Genomic DNA, 19,838 nt, shown 5'->3' with positions numbered 1-19,838 from the left:
GTCGGAATGCGCGCCGGTTCATCGCCGCTTGAACTCTACGCCATCCTGCGCCGCTGTTGGTCGGTCGAGACGAGCAGCAAATGGCGCCCTGACAATCCCACGCGCGGACAATGCAGCGTCACCTCGCTCGTTGTTCAGGATGTGTCGGGCGGCGATCTTCTGAAGACCGCCATCGGCGAAGGGTGGCACTTCTACAATCAGATCGGCGCAAAGCGGTGGGATCTGACCGTGAGCCAATTTGCGACGCCCATCGGCTACGACGATCTGCCGGCCAGTCGCGAAGAGGTTTTCGCGGATACGGGCATCAAGAACTATGAACTGCTCAGGGAGGGCGTTCTCAGAGCGTCTAAGTGAGAGCCCTTTCCGGCTTGATCGAACCGACCAGCGCTTCAGAAATCTCCCATTCGCAGTTTTATCTCAAACTTGCTTGCCGCCTCGTGGCTCAATGATTCAGCGCTCCACCACCACCCGCGTCCCCACCCCGACCTGCTCGAAGAGGTCCATGATGTCCTCGTTGAACATGCGGATGCAGCCGTAGGACGCGTAGGTGCCGATGGAACTCGGGCGGTTGGTGCCGTGGATGGCGTATTGACCGCGGTCGAGGGTGAGCGCGCGCGCGCCCATGGGGTTGTTCGGTGCGCCGCCGGGAATGACGTCTGGGAGTTTCGGATTGTCGCGCCGCACCTCATCGGGCGGTGACCAGGCAGGCCGGACGTATTTTCCGTCGACCCTTGCCTCGCCGAACCATTGCTTGCCGAGACGGCCTACGGCGACCTTGTAGCGGAGGGCGGTCCCATCGCCGCGCACGAAGTAAAGACTTCGCTCCGCGGTCTTGATCACGATCGTGCCGGGCATCGCGCCCATGGAGAACGGAACGACTTCGCGAGCAATCGCGCCTGCGGACCAGAGACTGCTCAAGCCGATGATGACGGCGAAGGCGGTCTTCGACATGTCCCAACCCTCCTGCAAGAGCTGCGCAGGGGTGAGACGCAAAGCGAAGGCTGAAGGTTCCTAGACCAGAAGAGTTAGAGGATTGTCATGATATGCGGGAACCGGTTCCGCGTAAGGAACGTGGGCTTCAGATCACCGGGTCCCAAGCCATCATGCCGTCGGTCTTCGCCTGCGGCACCGCGCGCGGCGCGCGATTCGTCATGCGCGCGTAAAGCCGCTTCACGGTCGCGCTTGCCGTTGTCACACATAGGAAGGGCAGGAAGGCATGAACCAACGCCGCGAAGCCTGCCGCGATGAGCGGTCCGGCAAAGCTCAACGCGACGCCCATGTGCTCGAAATAGGATTCGCCAACGGAGTCAGGGTGCTCGGTGAACAGGCGTTTCAGGGACATGGGAGGCTCCTCTTGAACACCGACATTGTATGGCCGACGCATTGCCGGCTCAAGTATCGAAGGTGGCTTCAGTCGCCGATGGGCCTGCTGCCGATGCTCTCGGCAAAACGGATGAGGTAGCCGTCGGGATCCTGAACGAGAAATTCGCGCGATCCGTTTTCCATCAATTGATCGCCGATCCGATACCAGGCTTCGGAGGGCTCCCGAAAGAGCGGCCAGCCTGCATCTGCGAGGGCCTTCAGCATCGGGTCGAGGTTTCGCGCCGCGATCTGAAAGTTCACGCCTCGGCCGAAGGGGGCTTCCAATGTGCCGGTTTGCCAGTTCCCGTTGATCTGGCAGAGCATGATCTGCGCGCCTTCGCGCTGGAGATAGGCGAATTTGGCTTTCGGCCTGTCATAGGCCACTTCGAAGCCAAGCAGATCGCACCAGAACCAAAGGCTCTTTTCGATATCGGTGACATCGAGCTCGGGCACGAGCGGATTGAAGCCCCCTTGAGGCCCGCCGCCCCGGCCGCTGGCCGCATTCCTTTGGACCTGGTCGAGTTGCATCGAGATCCGCCTCTAAACCGTCATGGCCGGGCAAGGCCCGGCCATGAGCAGGAGTCTGTTCCGACCAAGCTTACGCGGCTTGTGTCCGCTTGTTCTGGCGGTTCGTCACCAGATCGTCGACCACGCCCGGATCGGCGAGCGTCGAGGTGTCGCCGAGATTGCCGAACTCGTCCTCGGCGATCTTGCGCAGGATTCGGCGCATGATCTTGCCGGAGCGGGTTTTGGGCAGGCCCGGCGCGAACTGGATCAGGTCCGGCGAGGCGATCGGGCCGATTTCCTTGCGGACCCAGGCGACGAGTTCCTTGCGCAGGTCCTCGGAGGGCTGCTCGCCCGCCATCAGGGTAACATAGGCGTAGATGCCCTGGCCCTTGATGTCGTGCGGATAGCCGACGACGGCGGCCTCCGACACTTTCGGATGCGCGACGAGGGCGGATTCGACCTCCGCCGTGCCCATGCGGTGGCCGGAGACGTTGAGCACGTCGTCGACGCGGCCCGTGATCCAGTAATAGCCATCCGTGTCGCGGCGGCAGCCGTCGCCGGTAAAATACTTGCCCGGGTAGGTCGAGAAGTAGGTCTGGATGAAGCGCTCATGATCGCCGTAGATCGTACGCATCTGGCCAGGCCAGGAATCCGCGATGACGAGATTGCCCTCGCACGCGCCGTCCAGCACCTTTCCGTCCGCGTCCATCACCTGCGGCTTGACGCCGAAGAAGGGCCGCGTGGCCGAGCCGGGCTTGAGCCTGGTCGCGCCGGGAAGCGGCGTGATGAGAATGCCGCCGGTCTCCGTCTGCCACCAGGTATCGACGATGGGGCAGCGGTTGTCGCCGACCACGCGATAGTACCATTCCCAGGCTTCCGGATTGATCGGCTCGCCGACGGAACCGAGAAGACGCAGCGACTTGCGCGAGGTCTTCCGCACCGGCTCCTCGCCCGCCTGCATCAGCGAGCGGATGGCGGTCGGTGCGGTGTAGAAGATGTTGACGTTGTGCTTGTCGATCACGTCCCAGAAACGGGAGATCGTGGGATAGGTCGGCACACCCTCGAACATCAGCGTCGTCGCGCCGTTCGCCAGCGGTCCGTAGAGAATGTAGGAGTGGCCCGTCACCCAGCCCACATCCGCCGTGCACCAGTAGATGTCGCCGTCGTGATAATCGAAGACGTATTGATGCGTCATCGCCGTGTAGACGAGGTAGCCGCCCGTGGTGTGCAGCACGCCCTTCGGCTTGCCCGTCGAGCCCGAGGTGTAGAGGATGAACAGCGGATCTTCCGCGTTCATCTCCTCGACCGGGCATTCGTCGGTCACCTGCTTGGCAGCCTCATCGTAATAGACGTCGCGGCCAGGAACCATGTTCACGGGAGCGCCGGTCCGGCGCACGACGAGCACATGATCGACGCCGCCGACGCGCTCGATGGCGGCGTCCACGTTCACTTTCAGCGGCACTTTGCGGCCACCGCGCAAGCCCTCGTCCGCGGTGACGACGAAGGCCGATTTCGCATCCTCGATGCGCCCGGCGAGGGAATCCGGCGAGAAGCCGCCGAACACCACCGAATGGATCGCTCCCAGCCGCGCACAGGCGAGCATGGCGTACGCTGCTTCCGGAATCATCGGCAGATAGATCGTCACCCGGTCGCCCTTCGAGACGCCGCGATTGCGCATGATGTTGGCCATGCGGCACACTTCCGCGTGCAGCTCGCGGTAGGTGATCTTTTTCGACTCCGAGGGATCGTCGCCTTCCCAGATGATCGCGACCTGATCGCCGCGGGTCTCGAGATGCCGGTCGATGCAGTTATAGGCGACGTTGGTGGTGCCGTCCTCGAACCAGCGGATGTTGACGTTCTCCGGGCCGAAATTGGTGTTCTTCACCAACGTGAAGGGCTTGAACCAATTGATACGCTTGGCCTCTTCCGCCCAGAACCCGTTCGGGTCCTTCACGGACGCTTCGTACTTCGCCCGATATCCGGCGTCATCGAGGTAGGCGCGGCGCTGCCATTCGGGCGATACCTCGTAGATCTTCTCTGCCATGGCGTTTCTCCCAGACTTTTGTACCTAGTTGGTTTTAGCTTTACGGAAAGAGCGGGGCTACGGGCAAGCGCGCGCCGATCGCACTTTGGTCGTTAGTCGTGAGGCATCATCGACCGAACGCGCCGATGATCGCGCCCTGGATCAGCAGAACCGCGAGCCAGTGGCCCGCATCGATGACGGTCAGCATCGGCCGCGCGCCGCCAAAGCCGTGGTTGACGGCCATGGTGGTGAGCACGAAGCCGAGCCAGGCGAGGAACCCCGCCGTCACGCCATTCGCGACCGTGACCGGCCCGGCGTGCCAGATGATGCCCGAGAGCACCACCGCCATGACGATCTCGGCGAGAAAGGAAACGATGAGGGGGATCGGCGAGGGCTTGCCCGAGGGGCCCATCAGCTCGTCCTTCGTCTTGCCGAGCGCGGCCATCCAGGGCTTGGCGAGTACCATGTACCAGACCGAGCCGACCAGCCAGGCCGCGATCGCGGCGAGGAGAATGGCCCAGAGATTGGTCGTTGCGAACACGTGAAAGCCCTCCGCGTCTTGTTGCCCGGCGAATTACAACCCGCCCATCTTGCAGATGAGCGCCCATTCCTCGGCGGTGACCGGCTGCACCGAGAGGCGCGAATTATTGACGAGGATCATGTCCTTGAGCCTGGGCTCGGCCTTGATTTCCTCGAGCGTGACGGGGCGCTTGAACGGTTTGACGGCCTTGATGTCGACCATGCCGAACTTGCCGCTCTCATCCGTGTGGTCGGGGTAATATTCCTTGATCACCTCGACGATGCCGACAATCGCCTTGCCCTCGTTCGAATGGTAGAAAAAACCCTTCTCGCCCTTCTTCATGGCCATGAGGTTCTGCTTGGCGACATGGTTGCGCACGCCGCTCCAGAACGTGCCCTTGTCGCCTTGCGCAACCTGTTGGTCCCAGGACCAGACGGAGGGTTCGGATTTGTAGAGCCAATGGGCCATGCGTGTCTCTCTAGTGTTCGGACCTGATCGGACGGTTCATCAACGTGTCGACGGCCTGATCGAGAGTCCAGGCGCCGTTTAAGATCTGCTCGACCGCCTCCGCGATGGGCATGTCCACATGCCGCGCACGCGCCAGAGCGGTAAGCGCGCTTGCGGTCGCGGCCCCTTCGACCAGCTTGCCTCCGGCCGCCTCCTGCGGCGAGAGCCCCTGGCCCAGGCGCATGCCGAAGGCGAAGTTGCGGGATTGGGCGGAGGAGCAGGTCAGCACGAGATCGCCGAGGCCCGAGAGCCCCATCAGCGTTTCCGCCTGCCCGCCATAGGCGCGGGCGAAACGCAGCAGTTCCGCGAAGCCCCGCGCGACGAGGGCGGCCTTGGCGCTTTCGCCGAGCCCGCGCCCCACCACCGCGCCGCAGGCGATGGCCAGCACGTTCTTCGCCGCGCCGCCGATCTCGACGCCGCGCACATCGGTGATGTGATAGACGCGGAAGGTCGAGCCGGAGAGGGCGGTGGCGATATCCTCGGCCAGGGCCCCGTTCTCGCAGGCAAGCGTCACGGCGGTCGGCAGGCCGCGCGCGACGTCATGGGCGAAGCTCGGGCCCGACAGGATTGCCAGAGGTGCGCCCGGCCGGACCTCGGTCACGATGTCGCTCAGGAAGGCATTCGAGCCGCGTTCGATGCCTTTGGCGCAGAGCACGAGAGGCGTTTGAGCCGGAAGCACGGCCGCAAGCGCCGCTGTCATCTCCCGCGTCGTCTGCGCCGGGGTGACGAGCAGGACGGCCTGCGTATCCGCAAGATCGGGCAGATCGGCGGTGAACCGGATCCGGCCATGCAGGCGCACGCCGGGCAGGAAGCGCTCGTTCGTCCGGGTTGCGGTCAGCGTCGTCGCCTGGTCGGGATCGCGCATCCATAAGACCACGTCGTTCCCGGCCAAGGCGGCGGCATTGGCGAGCGCTGTGCCCCAAGCTCCGGCTCCCGCAATGCCGATCACGCGCATGGAACGGACCTATGAATTGTCGGCGAGAAATGCCTGACGGGAGATTCGGTAAAGGACGTGCCTTTGCAAGGGGTGCCCTTCCTCGATGGCCGGGTGGGCGAAATCGGCAGCCGGATCATAGGTCATCCCGAGTTTTGCCATGACGCGGCGAGAGGGCTCATTCTGTACGGCGGTATAGGCCACGATCTCGGCCAAGTCCGTCCGCTCGAAGACATCGCGCAATGAGGCCTTTGCCGCTTCCACCGCGTAGCCTTTGCCCCAATAGGGCTGATCGAGCCGCCAGCCGATTTCGACAGCCGGCGTGAAGGGCAATTCGCGCACGATGCGCCAGATGCCGACGAAGCCGATGAAATCGGCCACTCCCGGCACTTCCACCGCCCAGGGCCCGAATCCGTCGAGGCCGAAGCGGTCGTCGAGCCATTGCGCCTCTGCGTCGCTTTCCGCGCGGCTGCGCATCTTATGGAAGAAACGCATCACATGGGCGTCGGCGTTGAGCCGCGCATAACCTGGCCTATCGTTCTCGCGCCAGCGGCGCAGGATCAGGCGCTCGGTGCGGATCTCGGCGGGGCAGGGGCGCATCAGGCTTTGGCTCCGGCTTCGTCGCGGCTGGTATCGAGGGGCCAGCGGGCGCGGGCGGGCGCGGAAATGTCGTCGATCAGGCCGAGCCGCAGGCGCTCCAGCCCCGCCCAGGCGATCATCGCGCCGTTATCGCCGCACAGATGCAGTGGCGGCGCGATCATGCGAAGACCCGTCTCGACCGCGAGGCGCTGCAGGCCGGAGCGCACCGCCTGGTTGGCGGAAACGCCGCCCGCCACCACGAGGGCGGTCGGATGGCCCGCGATGTCGCGGAAGGCGCGAAGCGCCACGCGGGTGCGGTCGACCACCACATCGACGACGGCCGCCTGGAAGCTGGCGCAGAGATCGGCCACGTCGCTCTGGGTCAGCGGCGCGATGCGCTCCGCTTCCAGCCGCACGGCGGTCTTGAGGCCGGAGAGGGAGAAATTCGGTTCAGCGCGACCCTGCATGGGCCGGGGCAGGTTGAAGCGCTCCGGGTTGCCCTTGGCGGCTTCCTTTTCCACATGTGGCCCGCCGGGATAGGGCAGTCCCAACAGCTTCGCCACCTTGTCGAAGGCCTCGCCGATGGCGTCGTCGATGGTCGTGCCGATGCGCACGTAATCGCCGACGCCGCGCACCGCGACGAGCTGCGTGTGGCCACCGGAGGCGAGAAGCAGGAGATAGGGGAAGCCGACGCCGTCGGTGAGGCGCGCGGTCAGCGCATGGGCTTCGAGGTGGTTCACCGCCATCAGCGGCTTGCGGGTGACCAGCGCCATCGCCTTGGCGGTGGTGAGGCCGACCAGCACGCCGCCGATCAGGCCAGGGCCGGCGGCGGCGGCAATGCCGTCGATGTCCTTGATGGTGCAGCCGGCCTTTTTCAGCGCCCGCGCGATCAGGCGGTCGATCACCTCCACATGGGCGCGAGCGGCGATCTCCGGCACAACGCCGCCATAGGCGGCATGTTCGGCGATCTGGCTCAAGACCTCGTTGGAGAGGATTTCGCCACGTCCGTCGAAGCCGATGCCGACCACGGCGGCGGCGGTCTCGTCACAGGTCGTCTCAATCCCGAGAATGCGCATGATCGTTTATATAAGGCGTCGTTGGAGCTGATCTTTCGGGCTTTGCGGCCCGCCTGTCCTCCCCCTATAGTCCGCCGCGCCGTACAAGATCAAACGCCGATCGCGGTTCGTTTAGGAGAACACAAGAAGAATGGCCGAATCATCCGCCCTGGTCATTGGCACGCGCGGCAGTCCCTTAGCGCTGGCCCAGGCTCACGAGACGCAAAACCGGCTGATTGCCGCCCATGGCTGGACGCTCGAGCAATTGCCCCTGGCGCTGATCAAGACGACGGGCGACACCATCCAGGACCGGGCGCTCTCGGAAGCGGGCGGCAAGGGTCTCTTCACCAAGGAGCTCGATATCGGGCTTCTCGACGGCTCGCTCGACCTCGCCGTCCATTCCGCCAAGGACCTGCCGACGGTTCTGCCCGAGGGCATCGTGATCGCCGGTTATCTGCCGCGCGAGGATGTGCGCGACGCCTTCATCAGCCGCCGTTTCAAAAGCCTTCAGGATCTGCCGCCCGGCGCCGTCGTCGGCTCCGCCTCGTTGCGGCGCCAGGCGGAAGTGCGCCGCCTGCGGCCGGATCTCAAGGTCACGCTGCTTCGCGGCAACGTGCAGACCCGGCTCGACAAGCTCGAGCGCGGCGAGGTCGACGGCACTCTGCTCGCCATGGCGGGCCTGCGGCGGCTCGGCCTGACGGAGCACGTCACCACGATCCTTGAGACGGACGATTTCCTGCCCGCCGTCGGGCAGGGGGCCATCGCCATCGCCATCCGCGCCGACGACGAGCGGGCGCAAAAGGCGGTCGCGCCGATCATCGATGCGCCGACCGGCGTGGCGCTGGCGGCGGAACGGGCGTTCCTGACCGTGCTTGACGGCTCATGCCGCACGCCCATCGCGGGCCATGCGCGGATGATCGGCTCCGAGCTTGAGATTCGCGGCCTCGTGATGCGGCCCGACGGCTCGGAAAGCCTCGAGGTTGTCCGGCGCGGCGCGCCTTCCGATGCCGCTGCCCTCGGCCGGGAAGCCGGGCTCGACCTTCGCGCGCGGATGCCCGCCGGGTTCACCGATTCCTGATGATGCGCATTCTCGTCACCCGCTCGCAGGACGACGCCGAGCGCACCAGCCAACGCCTCGTCGCTCGCGGCCATGAGGCGCTCGTCGCTCCCACTACCCGGATCGTGCCGACCGGCGAGCCTCTGCCGCGCGATTCATGGGATGCGCTCATCGTCACCAGCGCCCACGCCATCGATGCGTTGGCACTGGTCGAGGACAAGCGGATCCCCGTCTTTGCCGTTGGGCCGCACACTGCCTCCGCCGTGCGGGAGGCGGGCTTTTCTTCGATTGTTGTGGCGGACGGGGACGCGAAATCGCTCTCCGCTCTCATCCGCGGCACGTTGAGCCACGGCTTGCGGCTGCTCCATGTCACGGCCCGCCATCACAAAGCTGAACCGGCGGCCTCGTTGCGGGCGGCCGGGTTTTTCGTTGTGCAATGGGAGGCCTACGAGGCGCAGGCTATCGAGGCCCTGCCGCTTGCCGCGCGGGAGGCGCTTTCCGCTGGCCAAATCGGAGCAGCGCTCCATTATTCCCGGCGAAGCGTGGACATCTTCCTGCGGCTTGCGGAACAGGCCGGGCTCACCTCCACCCTTCGATCCTTTCCGCATCTCTGCCTGTCGGCTGATGTGGCGGGACCGTTCGAAGGGCTCGGGATGACGACCCTTTGCGCCTCACAGCCCGACGAGGATTCGATCCTCGCTTTGCTTGACCGCCGGTCGTGACGCTTGTGACCGGTTCCTTTACCATCTGCGGTTAACGAGGAACCGAAACCAGGAGCATTTTCGCAGAAGCGGGAACCGGCTCTGCGCGAGACAGATGCGGCGAAATAAGAGTTTCTAGGGCCCTTTCCGGTTCAATCGGATCGGAAAGGGGAGCATGATTCAGAACAGCGGAATCCGGTTTTCTGATAAAATCATGCGGCGCTAGCACTCAAGCTTGCCACATCTCTATCTCAGAGTGCTCCATCGAGATGACCGCCAAGAGGGACCCGTGACCGATTCATCCGATCCCAAAGCCCCGAATTCCTCCCGCAAGAAGACGACGCGGGAGCCGGCGACCATCGACCTCAAGGCGACCATCATCGACGACGGCGCGCGGCCTGACGAAAAGACCGCCGCCGAGGCGGAGCGGGTTGCCGACGAGGCCGTATCGCAGCCGGAAGAGACGTTTGATTCGGGGGCCGGGACGGATTCCATCGCGTCGGGCGGCCCGTTCCAGGCGGCCCCGCCGCCAGCCCCACCCGCGCGGGACCATCAAGTCCCGGCCCTGATCGGCGCGGGCCTTGTCGGCGGCCTCATCGGCGCCGGTCTGGTCTATGGGCTCCAGGTTTGGCGCGGGCCTGCCGGGCTCGATGATTCGCGCCTGGTCCAACTGGAGCAGCGGGTCGGAGTTTTGAGCCAAACGGGCAACCTTCAGGCGCTGGATGGCCGGATCAAGGCGCTTGAGACCGGCCGAACGGTGCTCGATCAGCGCGTGCAGGTCGCGCAAACAGCGGCGGAAAAAGCAGCGGCTCGCGCTGAAGAAGCCCTGAATCGCCCGCTTGCGCCGATCCAGGCCCCGCAGAACGAGGCCGCGCTGACCGACCTGTCCAACCGCGTTTCCTCGTTGGAGAATCAGGTCAATTCCGAAAATGAGAGGGTCGCGAGCGCGACGCAAGGTCTGGATCGCCGGCTGGCCGATCAGGGGCAGGCGTTCGCGGCCTTGTCGCAGAAATTTGCCGAGGGCCCGCAGGCTGCGGCCCAAGCGGGAATTCGCGTCGTTCTGGCCGAGCGGCTGAACGATTCCGTGCGCGCCGGCACCTCTTATGCCGACGTCTTGGCTACTTTGAAGAAAGTGGATGGCGATGCCGCCCGCCTCGCCCCGCTCGAACCCTTCGCGGAACGCGGTGCTCCGACCGCCACCGCGCTGGCGCAAAGCTTCAAGCCCGTGAGCGCCGACATCCTGCGTGAGGACCGCGCCGCCGCCGGCAGCTGGACGGACCGCCTGATGCGCATGGCCGACCGCATCGTCACGATTCGGCCTGTCGATCAGCCGGGCTCCACGAGCGTTCCGAGCCTCGTCGCCCGGATCGAGCAGGCCTTGGCGCGCGGGGATGTGGTGGATGCAGCGGCAGCCTGGGATGCCCTGCCCGAACCGGCGCGACGGATGTCCGAAAAATGGGGCATCCTGGTCAAGAACCGCGCGGCAGCTGAAAAAGCGGCCTCGGCCGTCGCTTCCGATGCGCTCGCGGCGCTTAATCGTACGGCGCAGTAAAAGGATCAGGCCAGCATGTGGCGCACTCTCGTCTTCATCGGTCTTCTCTGCGTCGCGGCTTTCGGCGCGGTCTGGCTCGCCGACCGGCCTGGCACGGTGCTCGTCACCTTCGGCGGCTACGAAATGCAGACTTCCGTCGCGGTTGCCGCTGTCGCGCTGGTCGGCCTTGCGCTGGCGCTGACGCTGCTCTGGTCGGTCGTGACGACCATTTTGGGCCTGCCCTCCCGCCTGACCTTCGCGTCGCGGGCGCGCCGTCGGGCGCGCGGTTATCAGGCCGTGTCGCGCGGCATGGTGGCCGTCGGCGCGGGCGACACCATCGCCGCGCGCCGCTATGCGGGGGAGGCCGAGCGCCTGCTCGGCCATGAGCCGCTGGCGCTGCTTCTCAAAGCCCAGGCGGCGCAAGTGTCCGGCAACCGCGCGGGGGCGGAGGCGGCTTTCACCCAAATGATCGATCGGGACGAGACGCGGGTTCTGGGCCTGCGCGGTCTTTTCGTCGAAGCGCGCCGCCGGGGCGATGCTGCCGCAGCCCGCGAATATGCCGCCGAGGCCATCCGGCTCGCACCTGCCGCCTCTTGGGCGAGCGATGCGGTGCTCGAAGCGCGCTGCGCCGACCGCGACTGGCGCGGGGCGTTGGACGCCATCGAGCGCCGGGCGTCTCTCGGCCTTGTCGACAAGGCAACGGCGAAGCGGCATCGGGCGGTTCTTCTCACCGCCGATGCCCTCGATCGGGTCGAGCATGATCCTGATGGCGCGCTCTATAGCGCGCAGGAGGCGGTAAAACTCGCGCCGACCCTGATTCCGGCGGCGGCGCTGGCAGGGCGGCTTCTGTCGCACAAAGGCGAGCTGCGCCGCGCCGCCAAGGTGGTGGAAACCGCCTGGCGCAGCCAGCCGCATCCGGATCTGGCGGAGGTCTATCTCAATCTGCGGCCCGGCGATTCGGCCCTCGACCGGCTCAAGCGCGCCGACACCCTGCAGAAGCTCTCGGATGGCGCGCCGGAAGGCCGCCTCGCGGTCGCCCGCGCCGCTCTCGAATCGCGCGAATTCGCCCGCGCCCGCGCGGCGCTGGAACCTCTCATCGCAGAGCGCCCGACCATGCGGGTCTGCCTCCTCATGTCCGATCTGGAGCAGGCCGAGCATGGCGCGACCGGCAAGGGCCGGGAGTGGCTCGCCCGCGCCACCCGCGCGCCGCGCGATCCGGCCTGGATCGCGGACGGCGTCGTGTCCGAGCAATGGGCTCCCATCTCGCCTGTCACCGGGCGTCTCGATGCCTTCGTCTGGCAGGCCCCGCCCGACGTGCTCGTCGCGCCTGAGCTCGCCATGAGCGACGACGTGACCGCCGACCTCCACGAGGAGCAGAAAGTCATTCCGATCATATCGTTGGAGCCGGCTCCCGCCCTTCGGGAGGAGCTCGCTCCGGCGCTCCCCAAGGCGGCCGAACCGCCCGTGACGGTGAAGGCGGTGCAACCCGTTCCGCCCCAACCGGAGCCGGTCGTTTTCCCCGCAAGCCCACCGGATGTTGCCCCGCCGGAAGAGACGCCGCCCACCCGCCGCAGCCTTTTTCGCTAGAAGGATGCACATCTGCGCCCCGGCATCCCTTGCCAAGCGCCGGGCTTGAGGTTATGAGGTCGCCCTCTTCGATCGCACGATCGTGACGCCGCAATAGCTCAGCTGGTAGAGCACCTCATTCGTAATGAGGGGGTCGGGGGTTCGAATCCCTCTTGCGGCACCATTCTTCCCTTAGAAAATAGGGTTTTCTTGGCTTGCTGCGGCTTTCGAGGCCTGCCGCCGGCCCGGATGACCCCCACGGGAAGAGTTGGGGCCGTACGATCCAAGGATCAGATTGGGGCCATAGCTCAGTTGGGAGAGCGCTTGAATGGCATTCAAGAGGTCGGCGGTTCGATTCCGCCTGGCTCCACCAATCTGATGAAACGATGGAGCGCGGGTGTAGCTCAGGGGTAGAGCACAACCTTGCCAAGGTTGGGGTCGAGGGTTCGAATCCCTTCGCCCGCTCCAATTTCTCCTCGGGGAAATTCATCGATATTCAAGCGTCTCATGGCCGTTGACCGCGACCTGTTGCGGGTCGCCCATAGCGCCGAGTGGGTCGCTCGTTCGTCAAGGACGATTGCCGGCCTCGGCGCAGAGCTGCCGCAGGCTCTCGATCAAGGGCGGCGGCTCGGGGGCACCGGCCTCACGCCGCAGTTTCGTGACATCCGCCAGCATGGCTGGGATCTCCCCGGGCGGGAGTGGGCGGTCGCTGTTGTCGAAGAGGTCTTCGCGACCTGTTAGTTGCGCCAGGAGGCCGGCTATTTCGCTGATGCGGACGGATTGGCCGCTCGCCAGGTTGACCGGGCCCGTGACGTTCGCCGCGACGAGTGAGGTCAGTGCGCCACCCGCATGCTGGACGGGGATGTAGTCACGGATGGCCGCGCCCGCGCGCAGCTCCACCTTTTGTCCCGATCGAAGCGATGCCAGAATCGAGGCGACAAGTTTGCCGGACGGCTCATTTGCGCCGAACAGATGGAACATCCGGGCCCAGGCAAAGCTCACGCCCTCGTCCGCAAACAACGCCTCGAGATGAGCGGCGGTGACCGCCTTCGCGCGTCCATAAAGGGTCGCTGGGGCGAGCGCGTCGCTTTCGCGCCGTGGGGAGCTGCCGCCATCGGACCAGTCGTATTCGGCGCAGGTGCCGACCCCGACGAAACGTTCCACGCCGTGCCGGGCGGCGAGGCGGCCGAGGGTGAGAGTTGCGGCGACCCAGTCGAGATTTTCCGGCGCGGTCCAGAATCGGCCGTGTTCCGCAAACCAGGCCAGATGAAGCACGTGGGACGGGCGTAGCGCCGCAAGCAGGGTGTCGATTGCTGCGGCATCCATCAGGTCGATCTGGTGATGGGCCTCGAAAGGTCCCTCCGGCGTGCGTCTGCCGAGTGTATGAACGCTGAAGCCGCGCGCCTGCAGAGGCGCGAGGACGCAAGCCCCGATGAACCCGGAGGCGCCCGTCACAAGGATGCGCGGTGCCGCCATTCTCAGCCCTCGAACCCGGGCCAGGCGAGATCCCGCTCGCCCACGAGGGATGGCGCGAGGGGCCACGCGATGGCGAAAGCCGGATCGTCGAAACGCGCGCCGCGCGCTGCAACCGGAGCATAGGCGGCATCGATTGCGTAGGCGATTTCCGTCTCGTCTTCGAGGGTGATGAAGCCGTGGGCGAAACCTGCCGGAATGAACAGCGACAGGCGATTCTCAGCCGAGAGTTCGAGCCCGAACCACTTTCGATAAGTTGGCGAATCCGCGCGCAGATCCACGGCCACATCGAACATCGCTCCGCGCGTGACTCGCACGAGCTTCGCCTCGCCGTGCGGAGCCTCTTGCCAATGCAGGCCGCGCAAGGTGCCGGCGATGCGGTTGAAGGATGTGCTCATCTGCAGAGGCGTGAAATCGATCCCCGCCGCCGCGAAGGTCTCGCGGCAATAGGTCCGGGCGAAAAGACCGCGCTTGTCCGCGTGAGGTTCGGGCCGCAGCAGGCGGACTCCCGGCAGAGAGGTGGCCTCCAGGATCACGGCGAATTCTCGTGAATGCTCAATGAGGGGATCGCCGTGACGAAGCGGCCCTTCCATCCCTTGGCCGAGAGGTTGCGCATGATCTCGGGTGCGATGTTCCAGGGCAGGATGACGATGTCGTCGGGCTGCGCCGCCAACAGGGCGTCCGGCGACACGATGGGTATGCGGCTTCCGGGCAGGAGGCGGCCCTGCTTCAACGGGTTGGCATCCGCCACGAGAGCGATGTCGTCTGCCGTCGCGCCGACAGCGTTGAGGAAGGTGTTGCCCTTTGCCGCCGCGCCATAGGCGGCGACTTTGCGGCCCGCGGCGCGGCTTTCGTCGAGATAGGTCCTGAAGGCGTCGAGCACAGCCCGCACGCGCGGCTCGAAGCCGTCATAGAACGAGGGGCTGTCGAGACCCGCCGCCGCTTCCTCGGCGCGGATCGCCTCGAGCATCGGGGAGGGGTGAAGCGAGGATTCGGCTCGACGGGCGAACAGGCGCAAAGATCCGCCATGGGTGGGAAGACGCTCGACGTCGACAATCGCAAGCCCATGCCGGTTCAGCACGCGCTCGGCCGCGAGCAGGGACCAATAGGCGTAGTGCTCGTGATAGATCGTGTCGAACTGCACGTTCTCTACCAGCCGCACGAGATGAGGCGCTTCAATCGAAACGATGCCGTGATCGCCCGCGAGCAGAGAAAGGCCCGCGACGAAATCCTCCACATCCGGAACATGCGCCAGAACGTTGTTGGCGATGATGAGGTCGGGCGCGCGGTTTCGCTCGCGCAGGATTGCTGCGGCGGCCTCGCGACCGAAGAAGCGCGTCTCGGTCGGAATACCCGCCGCCACCGCGATGGCGGCCACATTGGCGGCAGGTTCGATGCCGAGGCAGGGGATTCCTGCCGCGACGAAGTTCCGCAAGAGATAGCCGTCGTTCGAGGCCACCTCGACGACGAAGCTTTCGGCATCGAGCCCGAGGCGCTGGATCATGGTTTCGCTGAAGGCGCGTGCATGCGCGAGCCATCCGGCGGACACGGATGACAGATAGGCGTAGTCGCTGAAGATCGCCCCCGCATCGACCACGTGATCGAGTTGGGCCAGCTTGCAACGCTCGCAGACCCGCACGTTCAGCGGGAAGACCGGATCGGGTCTGTCGCGTTCTTCCATCGCAACATAGCTGTTGGCCACCGGCTGCGCGCCAAGATCGCAGAACGGTATCGACAATGCGCCGCTACATGCCCGACAGGATGTGATGGCCCGCCCTTTCAGAATCGTCATGGAGTGATCGCCCTTTCGATGGCGCGTTCGGACAGGCCGCGCAGTGTTTCGCCCTTGAGCCAAGCTTCATACCATGCCGCTGTCTCGGTAAAGATGGCGTCGCCCTTGAGGCGAGGCTCCCATCGAAGCGACTGCCGGGCGAGCGATGCGTCGATGGCAAGGCGCGGCGCTTCCGCATAGACGGCTTGCGGATCAGCCTGTCGCCATTCAACAGGGCGGCCGCGCACGCGCCCCAAGGTGCCAAGCACGTCGCGGACGCTCATCTCGCGATCCTCAGGTCCGAAATTAACCGCGCGCGGGGTCTCGGGGGAGCGAAGGGTGAGATCCTCGGCGAGGAGAAGATAGCCGCAGAGAACATCGAGCACGTGCTGGAAGGGGCGCGTCGCGTCGGGGCGGCGGATCAGGAGCGGTTGTCCCGCGCGCTCGGCCCGGAACAGGTCGGGGATCAATCGATCCTCGCCGAAATCGCCGCCGCCGATCACGTTGCCGGCGCGCGCCGTCGCAAGCGGCGGGAGAGCGCCCGCGAACGAATGGGCGTAGGATGCGACCGCGATCTCGCAGGCCGCCTTCGACGCGCTGTAAGGGTCGCCGCCTCCGAGCGGATCCGTCTCACGAAAGGCTTGGCCCGTCCCGTCATTGCGATAGACCTTGTCGCTCGTGACGATCACAGCCGCGGCGAGGCTGTCCATCTGCGCCCGCAAGGCTTCGAGCAGGTTGATCGTGCCGGTGACGTTCGTGGCGAAGGTGCCCGCCGGGTCGCGATAACCACGGCCGACCACGGCTTGAGCGGCGAGATGCAGGACGATCTCGGGATTAGCCTCGCGCACCGCCGCCGCGACCGCACTCGTATCCCGCAGATCGCCGAGCTGACTTTGCTGAAGATGGTCGGCGACGCCGAGCAAATCGAAGGCCGTCGGACCCGGCTCTTGAGGAAGAGCGAAACCGGAGACATTCGCGCCAAGACCGGAGAGGAGAAGACAGAGCCAGGAGCCTTTGAAGCCGGTATGACCCGTGACCAGCACGCGACGATTGCGCCAGAGGTCCGGTGCCGGCCGCCGCGAATCGCGCGGCGTCGTCCTCACCAGATCTTCCATGGCGCTGCCCCGCTCCTCCAGAGCTCTTCCAGATGCAGCTTGTCGCGCAGGGTGTCCATGGGCTGCCAGAACCCAGGATGGTCATAGGCGCACAATTGCCCATCGGCGGCGAGGCTCTCCAGCGGCTCCTTCTCGAAAACCGTTGCGTCGCCGGGGATGCGTTCCAGCACGGTCGGTGAGAGCACGAAGAAGCCCCCGTTGATGGCGCCGCCGTCTCCAAGCGGCTTTTCCATGAACGCCGTCACGCGCTCGCCCGTCCGGGCAAGCGCCCCGAATCGTCCGGGCGGGGCCACGGCCGTCACGGTGGCGAGCCGCCCATGGGTGCGATGAAAGGCGAGAAGCGCGGTGACGTCGACATCGCCGACCCCGTCGCCGTAGGTGAGGCAAAAGGGTTCTGTCGGATCGAGATAACGCGCCACTCGCTTCAACCGGCCGCCGGTCTGGGTGTCGTCGCCGGTGTCGATCAGGGTCACGCGCCAGGGCTCCGCCGCGTTGCGGTGATAGCTCACCGCGCCGGAGTTGAGATCGACCGAGACGTCCGCTTCATGCAGGTGGTAATTGACGAAGAATTCCTTGATCAGGAAGCCCATGTAACCGAGGCAGATCACGAAATCGGTGACGCCGTGGGCGGCATAGATCTTCATGATATGCCAAAGGATCGGCCTGCGCCCGATCTCGACCATGGGCTTGGGCCGGGCGCTTGTTTCCTCCGCGAGCCGGGTGCCCCGCCCGCCCGCCAGAATCACGGCTGTCGTCATGGACGCGGCTCCTCCATCCAACGCACCACGGCTTCCTGAAAGTCGTGCACGAAAAGGTCAGGCCTGCCGAGGGGATGCGACCGCAGACGCTCCCGCATGGTGCGCCGCAATTCGGTGCGCCAGGCGGTATCCTTGGCGATCTCGACCGCTTTCGCGATGTAGGCCTCGCGGGAGGTGACGCAGAGATCGCCCAAGCCCGCGTTGTTCAGGTTCGAGTGGGACAAACGCTCGAAAAAAGCCTCGCCGAGCAGGCTCACCACCGGTACGCCCATCCATAAGGTTTCGCAGGTCGTGGTGCCGCCCGTTTGAGGGAAGGTATCGAGCGCCACGTCGATCGCGTTGTAATGCGGCAGATGCGTCCCGCGCACCGGCATGTAGCTCACCCGGTCCGCTTCGATCCCGTGCTCCGCGAACAGGCGCTCGATATTGGCGCGGAACGACGGCACCGCGCCTTCCGGCCGCACGAACAGGAAGCGCGACCCCGGCACCGCGCGCAGGATCGCGGCCCAGGTTTCGATGCAGGTGGGATTGTACTTGTAGGGGTTGTTCATGGTGCCGAAGGTCACGCGGCCTTCGCGCTCTTCCGGCGTCGTCGGCTCGATTCCGGGCAGCGGTCCGAAGCCCGGCTGTTCGAACGCCACCCAGCTATGGGCCAGCTCCAGGGGCTTTTCGATCAACAGGGCCGGATCGGGCGGCGTGATGAAAGGGTCGGTCAGGATTTTGTCGATGGTGCCGATGCCGGCGGAATGCGGGTAACCGAGCCAGCTCGCCTGACGCGGCGCCGGACGCCAGGCCATCGTGCGGATCTTGTTCATGTCCGTCGAGCCGCCGAGCTCGAACAGCACGTCGAGTTGGTCGTCGGCGATGAGCTGCGCCGCGTCGCGATCGGAAATGGTGGGATGCAAACGGAACACATCCGCCAGTTCGCTCAATCGTTGCTGCACTCCATCCTCGGGTTTCGTGTTCCAGGAGTAGCAGTAGAATTCGAACCGGCTTCGATCGTAGCCGACGATCAACGGGGCTGCGAAATAGGCCACTGGATGATGGCGCAGGTCGGACGACATGAACCCGACGCGGATCTTGGCGCGTCCAGTGATGGCCGGGGCTGTGCGAAGCGGCGTCTGAGCCGCACGCTTCTCGGAGGACTGACCCCAGATGCGATGCCAGGAAACCAGGTGCCGTCGCTGTTCCGGTGTCTGGATCTGCCCCATCAGATGGTGAAGCGCGGTCTCCTGGTTCGTCCTTGCCCAATAGGCGCCGAGTTCCTCAAAGGACCCGAGGCGCTCCGCGCCCGCGTAATCGGCGGATCGGATCATGATATTGCGCAAGATCCGTGCGTCGGGAAGCAGGTTGCCTCCCAAGGCTTTGCGCCGGTGAGCAAGCTCATAGGCCTGAGCGATATTCTTCGGTTCCTCGGGCCCGCGCGTGCGGTCGAGAGACTCGGCGTATTCGGCGATGATGTCCTCATCGTCCGGCGCGAGGGCAAGGGCTCTCGCAAAACACTCGTTCGCTTTATCTCTGTCGAAACGCGTCAGGGTTCGCCCGAGCTGGTAATGCAGCACGGCATCGTCCGGGGTCGCGACGATCAATTTCTGCAGCCATGCGACGACCTCTTCGAAGCGCCCGTTGCGGCGCAGGGCGGCGAGCCTGGATGTCATCAACTGCTCGGTCAGGCCGATTCGGGCGATGGCCTGGTCGAGCGTGGCGAGCGCCGTCTCGAACTGGTTGGTTTCCTCCAGCACGTTGGCGAGGCTGATCCAGGGCATCGGATCGTTCGGCGCCAACTGTCGCGCCAATTCGAAAAGGCGACGCGCCCGCTCGAGATCGCCCGCATAGAAATGCCCCATGCCAAGCAATCGCTGGTAGTCGCTCGATCTCGGCATCTGCCTCACGATGCGCGAGAAGGCCTCGATCGCCCGCGGCCCGTCGTGCAGGTCGAGATACACATTTCCCGCATTGGCGATCGGCATGATGCTTTTCGAATCGAGCTTGCCGGCCTCGCGGAAGCAGGCGAGCGCTTCCTCGTAGCGGCTCAACCGGCGAAAGAGGATGCCGCGCAGGTTCGTCAGCGTGAAATCCTTCTTCAAACGCGCCAGCCCCTCGGCGCTCCAATGCAACGCATCCTCGTATCGGCCGAGTTCGTAGAGAAGAATGCACAGCTCGCCATGCACGCCTCTCGGCAGAGCGGCGCGATGGCTCTTATTCTGCTCAATGGCTTGGATCAGGAGATCGGCGGCCTCGGATTTGCGACCCTCGGTTTTCAAGCGTTGCGCGGCAACGAGAAGTTCCTGGATCGATGCTGTCGGTCCCTGAGACAAAGACGCCCCCCCGATTCGTGTCGTGTTTAGATTTTAGCTCATTACGTTATTACGGTATCAA

The 19,838-nt window shown here is 65.3% G+C and carries 20 protein-coding genes and 3 tRNA genes; 8 read left to right on the top strand and 15 right to left on the bottom strand.

The features are described from left to right. Positions 1–6 precede the first annotated feature (6 nt). Positions 7–354: a YunG family protein gene (locus I2H38_RS06080; RefSeq protein WP_196270927.1), complete on the top strand. Its 348-nt coding sequence runs from the start codon at positions 7–9 to the stop codon at positions 352–354. Positions 355–450: 96 nt separating this feature from the next. Here the strand turns inward: I2H38_RS06080 and I2H38_RS06075 are convergent, their stop codons facing one another. From I2H38_RS06075 to tsaD, 9 genes are all read right to left on the bottom strand, one after another. Continuing rightward, positions 451–951 carry a L,D-transpeptidase gene (locus tag I2H38_RS06075; protein WP_196270926.1) on the bottom strand — a complete coding sequence of 167 codons (501 nt, stop codon included), beginning with the start codon at positions 949–951 and terminating at the stop codon, positions 451–453. A 127-nt stretch (positions 952–1,078) separates the two neighbouring features. Beyond that, the gene (locus I2H38_RS06070; protein ID WP_196270925.1) at positions 1,079–1,342 is read right to left on the bottom strand and encodes a DUF6356 family protein; all 264 of its coding nucleotides are present in this window, start codon (positions 1,340–1,342) and stop codon (positions 1,079–1,081) included. A 68-nt stretch (positions 1,343–1,410) separates the two neighbouring features. After that, positions 1,411–1,890, bottom strand: a complete 480-nt coding sequence (locus I2H38_RS06065) for a bleomycin resistance protein (protein WP_196270924.1) — start codon at positions 1,888–1,890, stop codon at positions 1,411–1,413. Between the two features lie 70 nt (positions 1,891–1,960). Next, entirely contained in the window at positions 1,961–3,913 is a 1,953-nt protein-coding gene (gene acs, locus I2H38_RS06060) for an acetate--CoA ligase (RefSeq protein ID WP_196270923.1), read from the bottom strand. Between the two features lie 106 nt (positions 3,914–4,019). Next, positions 4,020–4,433 (bottom strand): DUF1761 domain-containing protein, encoded by a 414-nt coding sequence (locus I2H38_RS06055; RefSeq protein WP_196270922.1) that lies wholly within the window; start codon positions 4,431–4,433, stop codon positions 4,020–4,022. Positions 4,434–4,466: 33 nt separating this feature from the next. Continuing rightward, a complete protein-coding gene (locus I2H38_RS06050; protein ID WP_196270921.1) occupies positions 4,467–4,880 on the bottom strand; it encodes an EVE domain-containing protein in 414 nt (137 codons plus the stop codon). A gap of 10 nt (positions 4,881–4,890) precedes the next feature. Continuing rightward, the gene (locus tag I2H38_RS06045; protein WP_196270920.1) at positions 4,891–5,874 is read right to left on the bottom strand and encodes an NAD(P)H-dependent glycerol-3-phosphate dehydrogenase; all 984 of its coding nucleotides are present in this window, start codon (positions 5,872–5,874) and stop codon (positions 4,891–4,893) included. Positions 5,875–5,883: 9 nt separating this feature from the next. Continuing rightward, entirely contained in the window at positions 5,884–6,453 is a 570-nt protein-coding gene (locus I2H38_RS06040) for a GNAT family N-acetyltransferase (protein WP_196270919.1), read from the bottom strand. After that, on the bottom strand, positions 6,453–7,508 hold the full coding sequence (gene tsaD, locus I2H38_RS06035; protein ID WP_196270918.1) for a tRNA (adenosine(37)-N6)-threonylcarbamoyltransferase complex transferase subunit TsaD: 1,056 nt from the start codon (positions 7,506–7,508) through the stop codon (positions 6,453–6,455). The genes I2H38_RS06040 and tsaD overlap by 1 nt, the downstream gene beginning before the upstream one ends. Positions 7,509–7,638: 130 nt before the next feature. On the opposite strand from tsaD, the gene hemC reads away from it, so the two are divergent. From hemC to I2H38_RS06000, 7 genes are all read left to right on the top strand, one after another. Further along, positions 7,639–8,565 carry a hydroxymethylbilane synthase gene (gene hemC / locus I2H38_RS06030; RefSeq protein WP_196270917.1) on the top strand — a complete coding sequence of 309 codons (927 nt, stop codon included), beginning with the start codon at positions 7,639–7,641 and terminating at the stop codon, positions 8,563–8,565. Further along, complete coding sequence (locus I2H38_RS06025; protein ID WP_196270916.1) at positions 8,565–9,266, top strand: uroporphyrinogen-III synthase; 702 nt, start codon at positions 8,565–8,567, stop codon at positions 9,264–9,266. The genes hemC and I2H38_RS06025 overlap by 1 nt, the downstream gene beginning before the upstream one ends. Before the next feature lie 268 nt (positions 9,267–9,534). Further along, positions 9,535–10,797, top strand: a complete 1,263-nt coding sequence (locus I2H38_RS06020) for a COG4223 family protein (RefSeq protein WP_196270915.1) — start codon at positions 9,535–9,537, stop codon at positions 10,795–10,797. A 15-nt stretch (positions 10,798–10,812) separates the two neighbouring features. Further along, positions 10,813–12,363: a heme biosynthesis protein HemY gene (locus tag I2H38_RS06015; protein ID WP_196270914.1), complete on the top strand. Its 1,551-nt coding sequence runs from the start codon at positions 10,813–10,815 to the stop codon at positions 12,361–12,363. 87 nt (positions 12,364–12,450) lie between these two features. Continuing rightward, a tRNA-Thr gene (locus I2H38_RS06010) sits at positions 12,451–12,526 on the top strand. A 113-nt stretch (positions 12,527–12,639) separates the two neighbouring features. Continuing rightward, positions 12,640–12,715 (top strand) — tRNA-Ala (locus I2H38_RS06005). A 20-nt stretch (positions 12,716–12,735) separates the two neighbouring features. Then, a tRNA-Gly gene (locus I2H38_RS06000) sits at positions 12,736–12,810 on the top strand. A gap of 99 nt (positions 12,811–12,909) precedes the next feature. Here the strand turns inward: I2H38_RS06000 and I2H38_RS05995 are convergent. Genes I2H38_RS05995 through I2H38_RS05970 form a run of 6 tightly spaced genes read right to left on the bottom strand, consistent with a single transcriptional unit; the run spans position 12,910 to position 19,777 of the window. Next, complete coding sequence (locus I2H38_RS05995; protein WP_196270913.1) at positions 12,910–13,818, bottom strand: NAD-dependent epimerase/dehydratase family protein; 909 nt, start codon at positions 13,816–13,818, stop codon at positions 12,910–12,912. 2 nt (positions 13,819–13,820) lie between these two features. Further along, positions 13,821–14,351 carry a dTDP-4-dehydrorhamnose 3,5-epimerase gene (rfbC, locus tag I2H38_RS05990; RefSeq protein ID WP_324617352.1) on the bottom strand — a complete coding sequence of 177 codons (531 nt, stop codon included), beginning with the start codon at positions 14,349–14,351 and terminating at the stop codon, positions 13,821–13,823. Next, positions 14,348–15,607, bottom strand: a complete 1,260-nt coding sequence (locus I2H38_RS05985) for a class I SAM-dependent methyltransferase (RefSeq protein ID WP_196270911.1) — start codon at positions 15,605–15,607, stop codon at positions 14,348–14,350. The genes rfbC and I2H38_RS05985 overlap by 4 nt, the downstream gene beginning before the upstream one ends. Continuing rightward, a complete protein-coding gene (gene rfbG, locus I2H38_RS05980; RefSeq protein ID WP_196270910.1) occupies positions 15,604–16,701 on the bottom strand; it encodes a CDP-glucose 4,6-dehydratase in 1,098 nt (365 codons plus the stop codon). The genes I2H38_RS05985 and rfbG overlap by 4 nt, the downstream gene beginning before the upstream one ends. After that, the gene (rfbF, locus tag I2H38_RS05975) at positions 16,686–17,459 is read right to left on the bottom strand and encodes a glucose-1-phosphate cytidylyltransferase (protein WP_196270909.1); all 774 of its coding nucleotides are present in this window, start codon (positions 17,457–17,459) and stop codon (positions 16,686–16,688) included. Before rfbF ends, rfbG begins: the two co-directional genes overlap by 16 nt. After that, positions 17,456–19,777: an O-linked N-acetylglucosamine transferase, SPINDLY family protein gene (locus I2H38_RS05970; protein WP_196270908.1), complete on the bottom strand. Its 2,322-nt coding sequence runs from the start codon at positions 19,775–19,777 to the stop codon at positions 17,456–17,458. Before I2H38_RS05970 ends, rfbF begins: the two co-directional genes overlap by 4 nt. Between the last annotated feature and the right edge of the window lie 61 nt (positions 19,778–19,838).

It is taken from the genome of Microvirga alba (assembly GCF_015694465.1).
GTDB lineage: Bacteria > Pseudomonadota > Alphaproteobacteria > Rhizobiales > Beijerinckiaceae > Microvirga > Microvirga alba.
The sequence above is the reverse complement of the archived record's forward strand: the minus strand, read 5'-3'. Positions and strand labels throughout refer to the sequence as shown.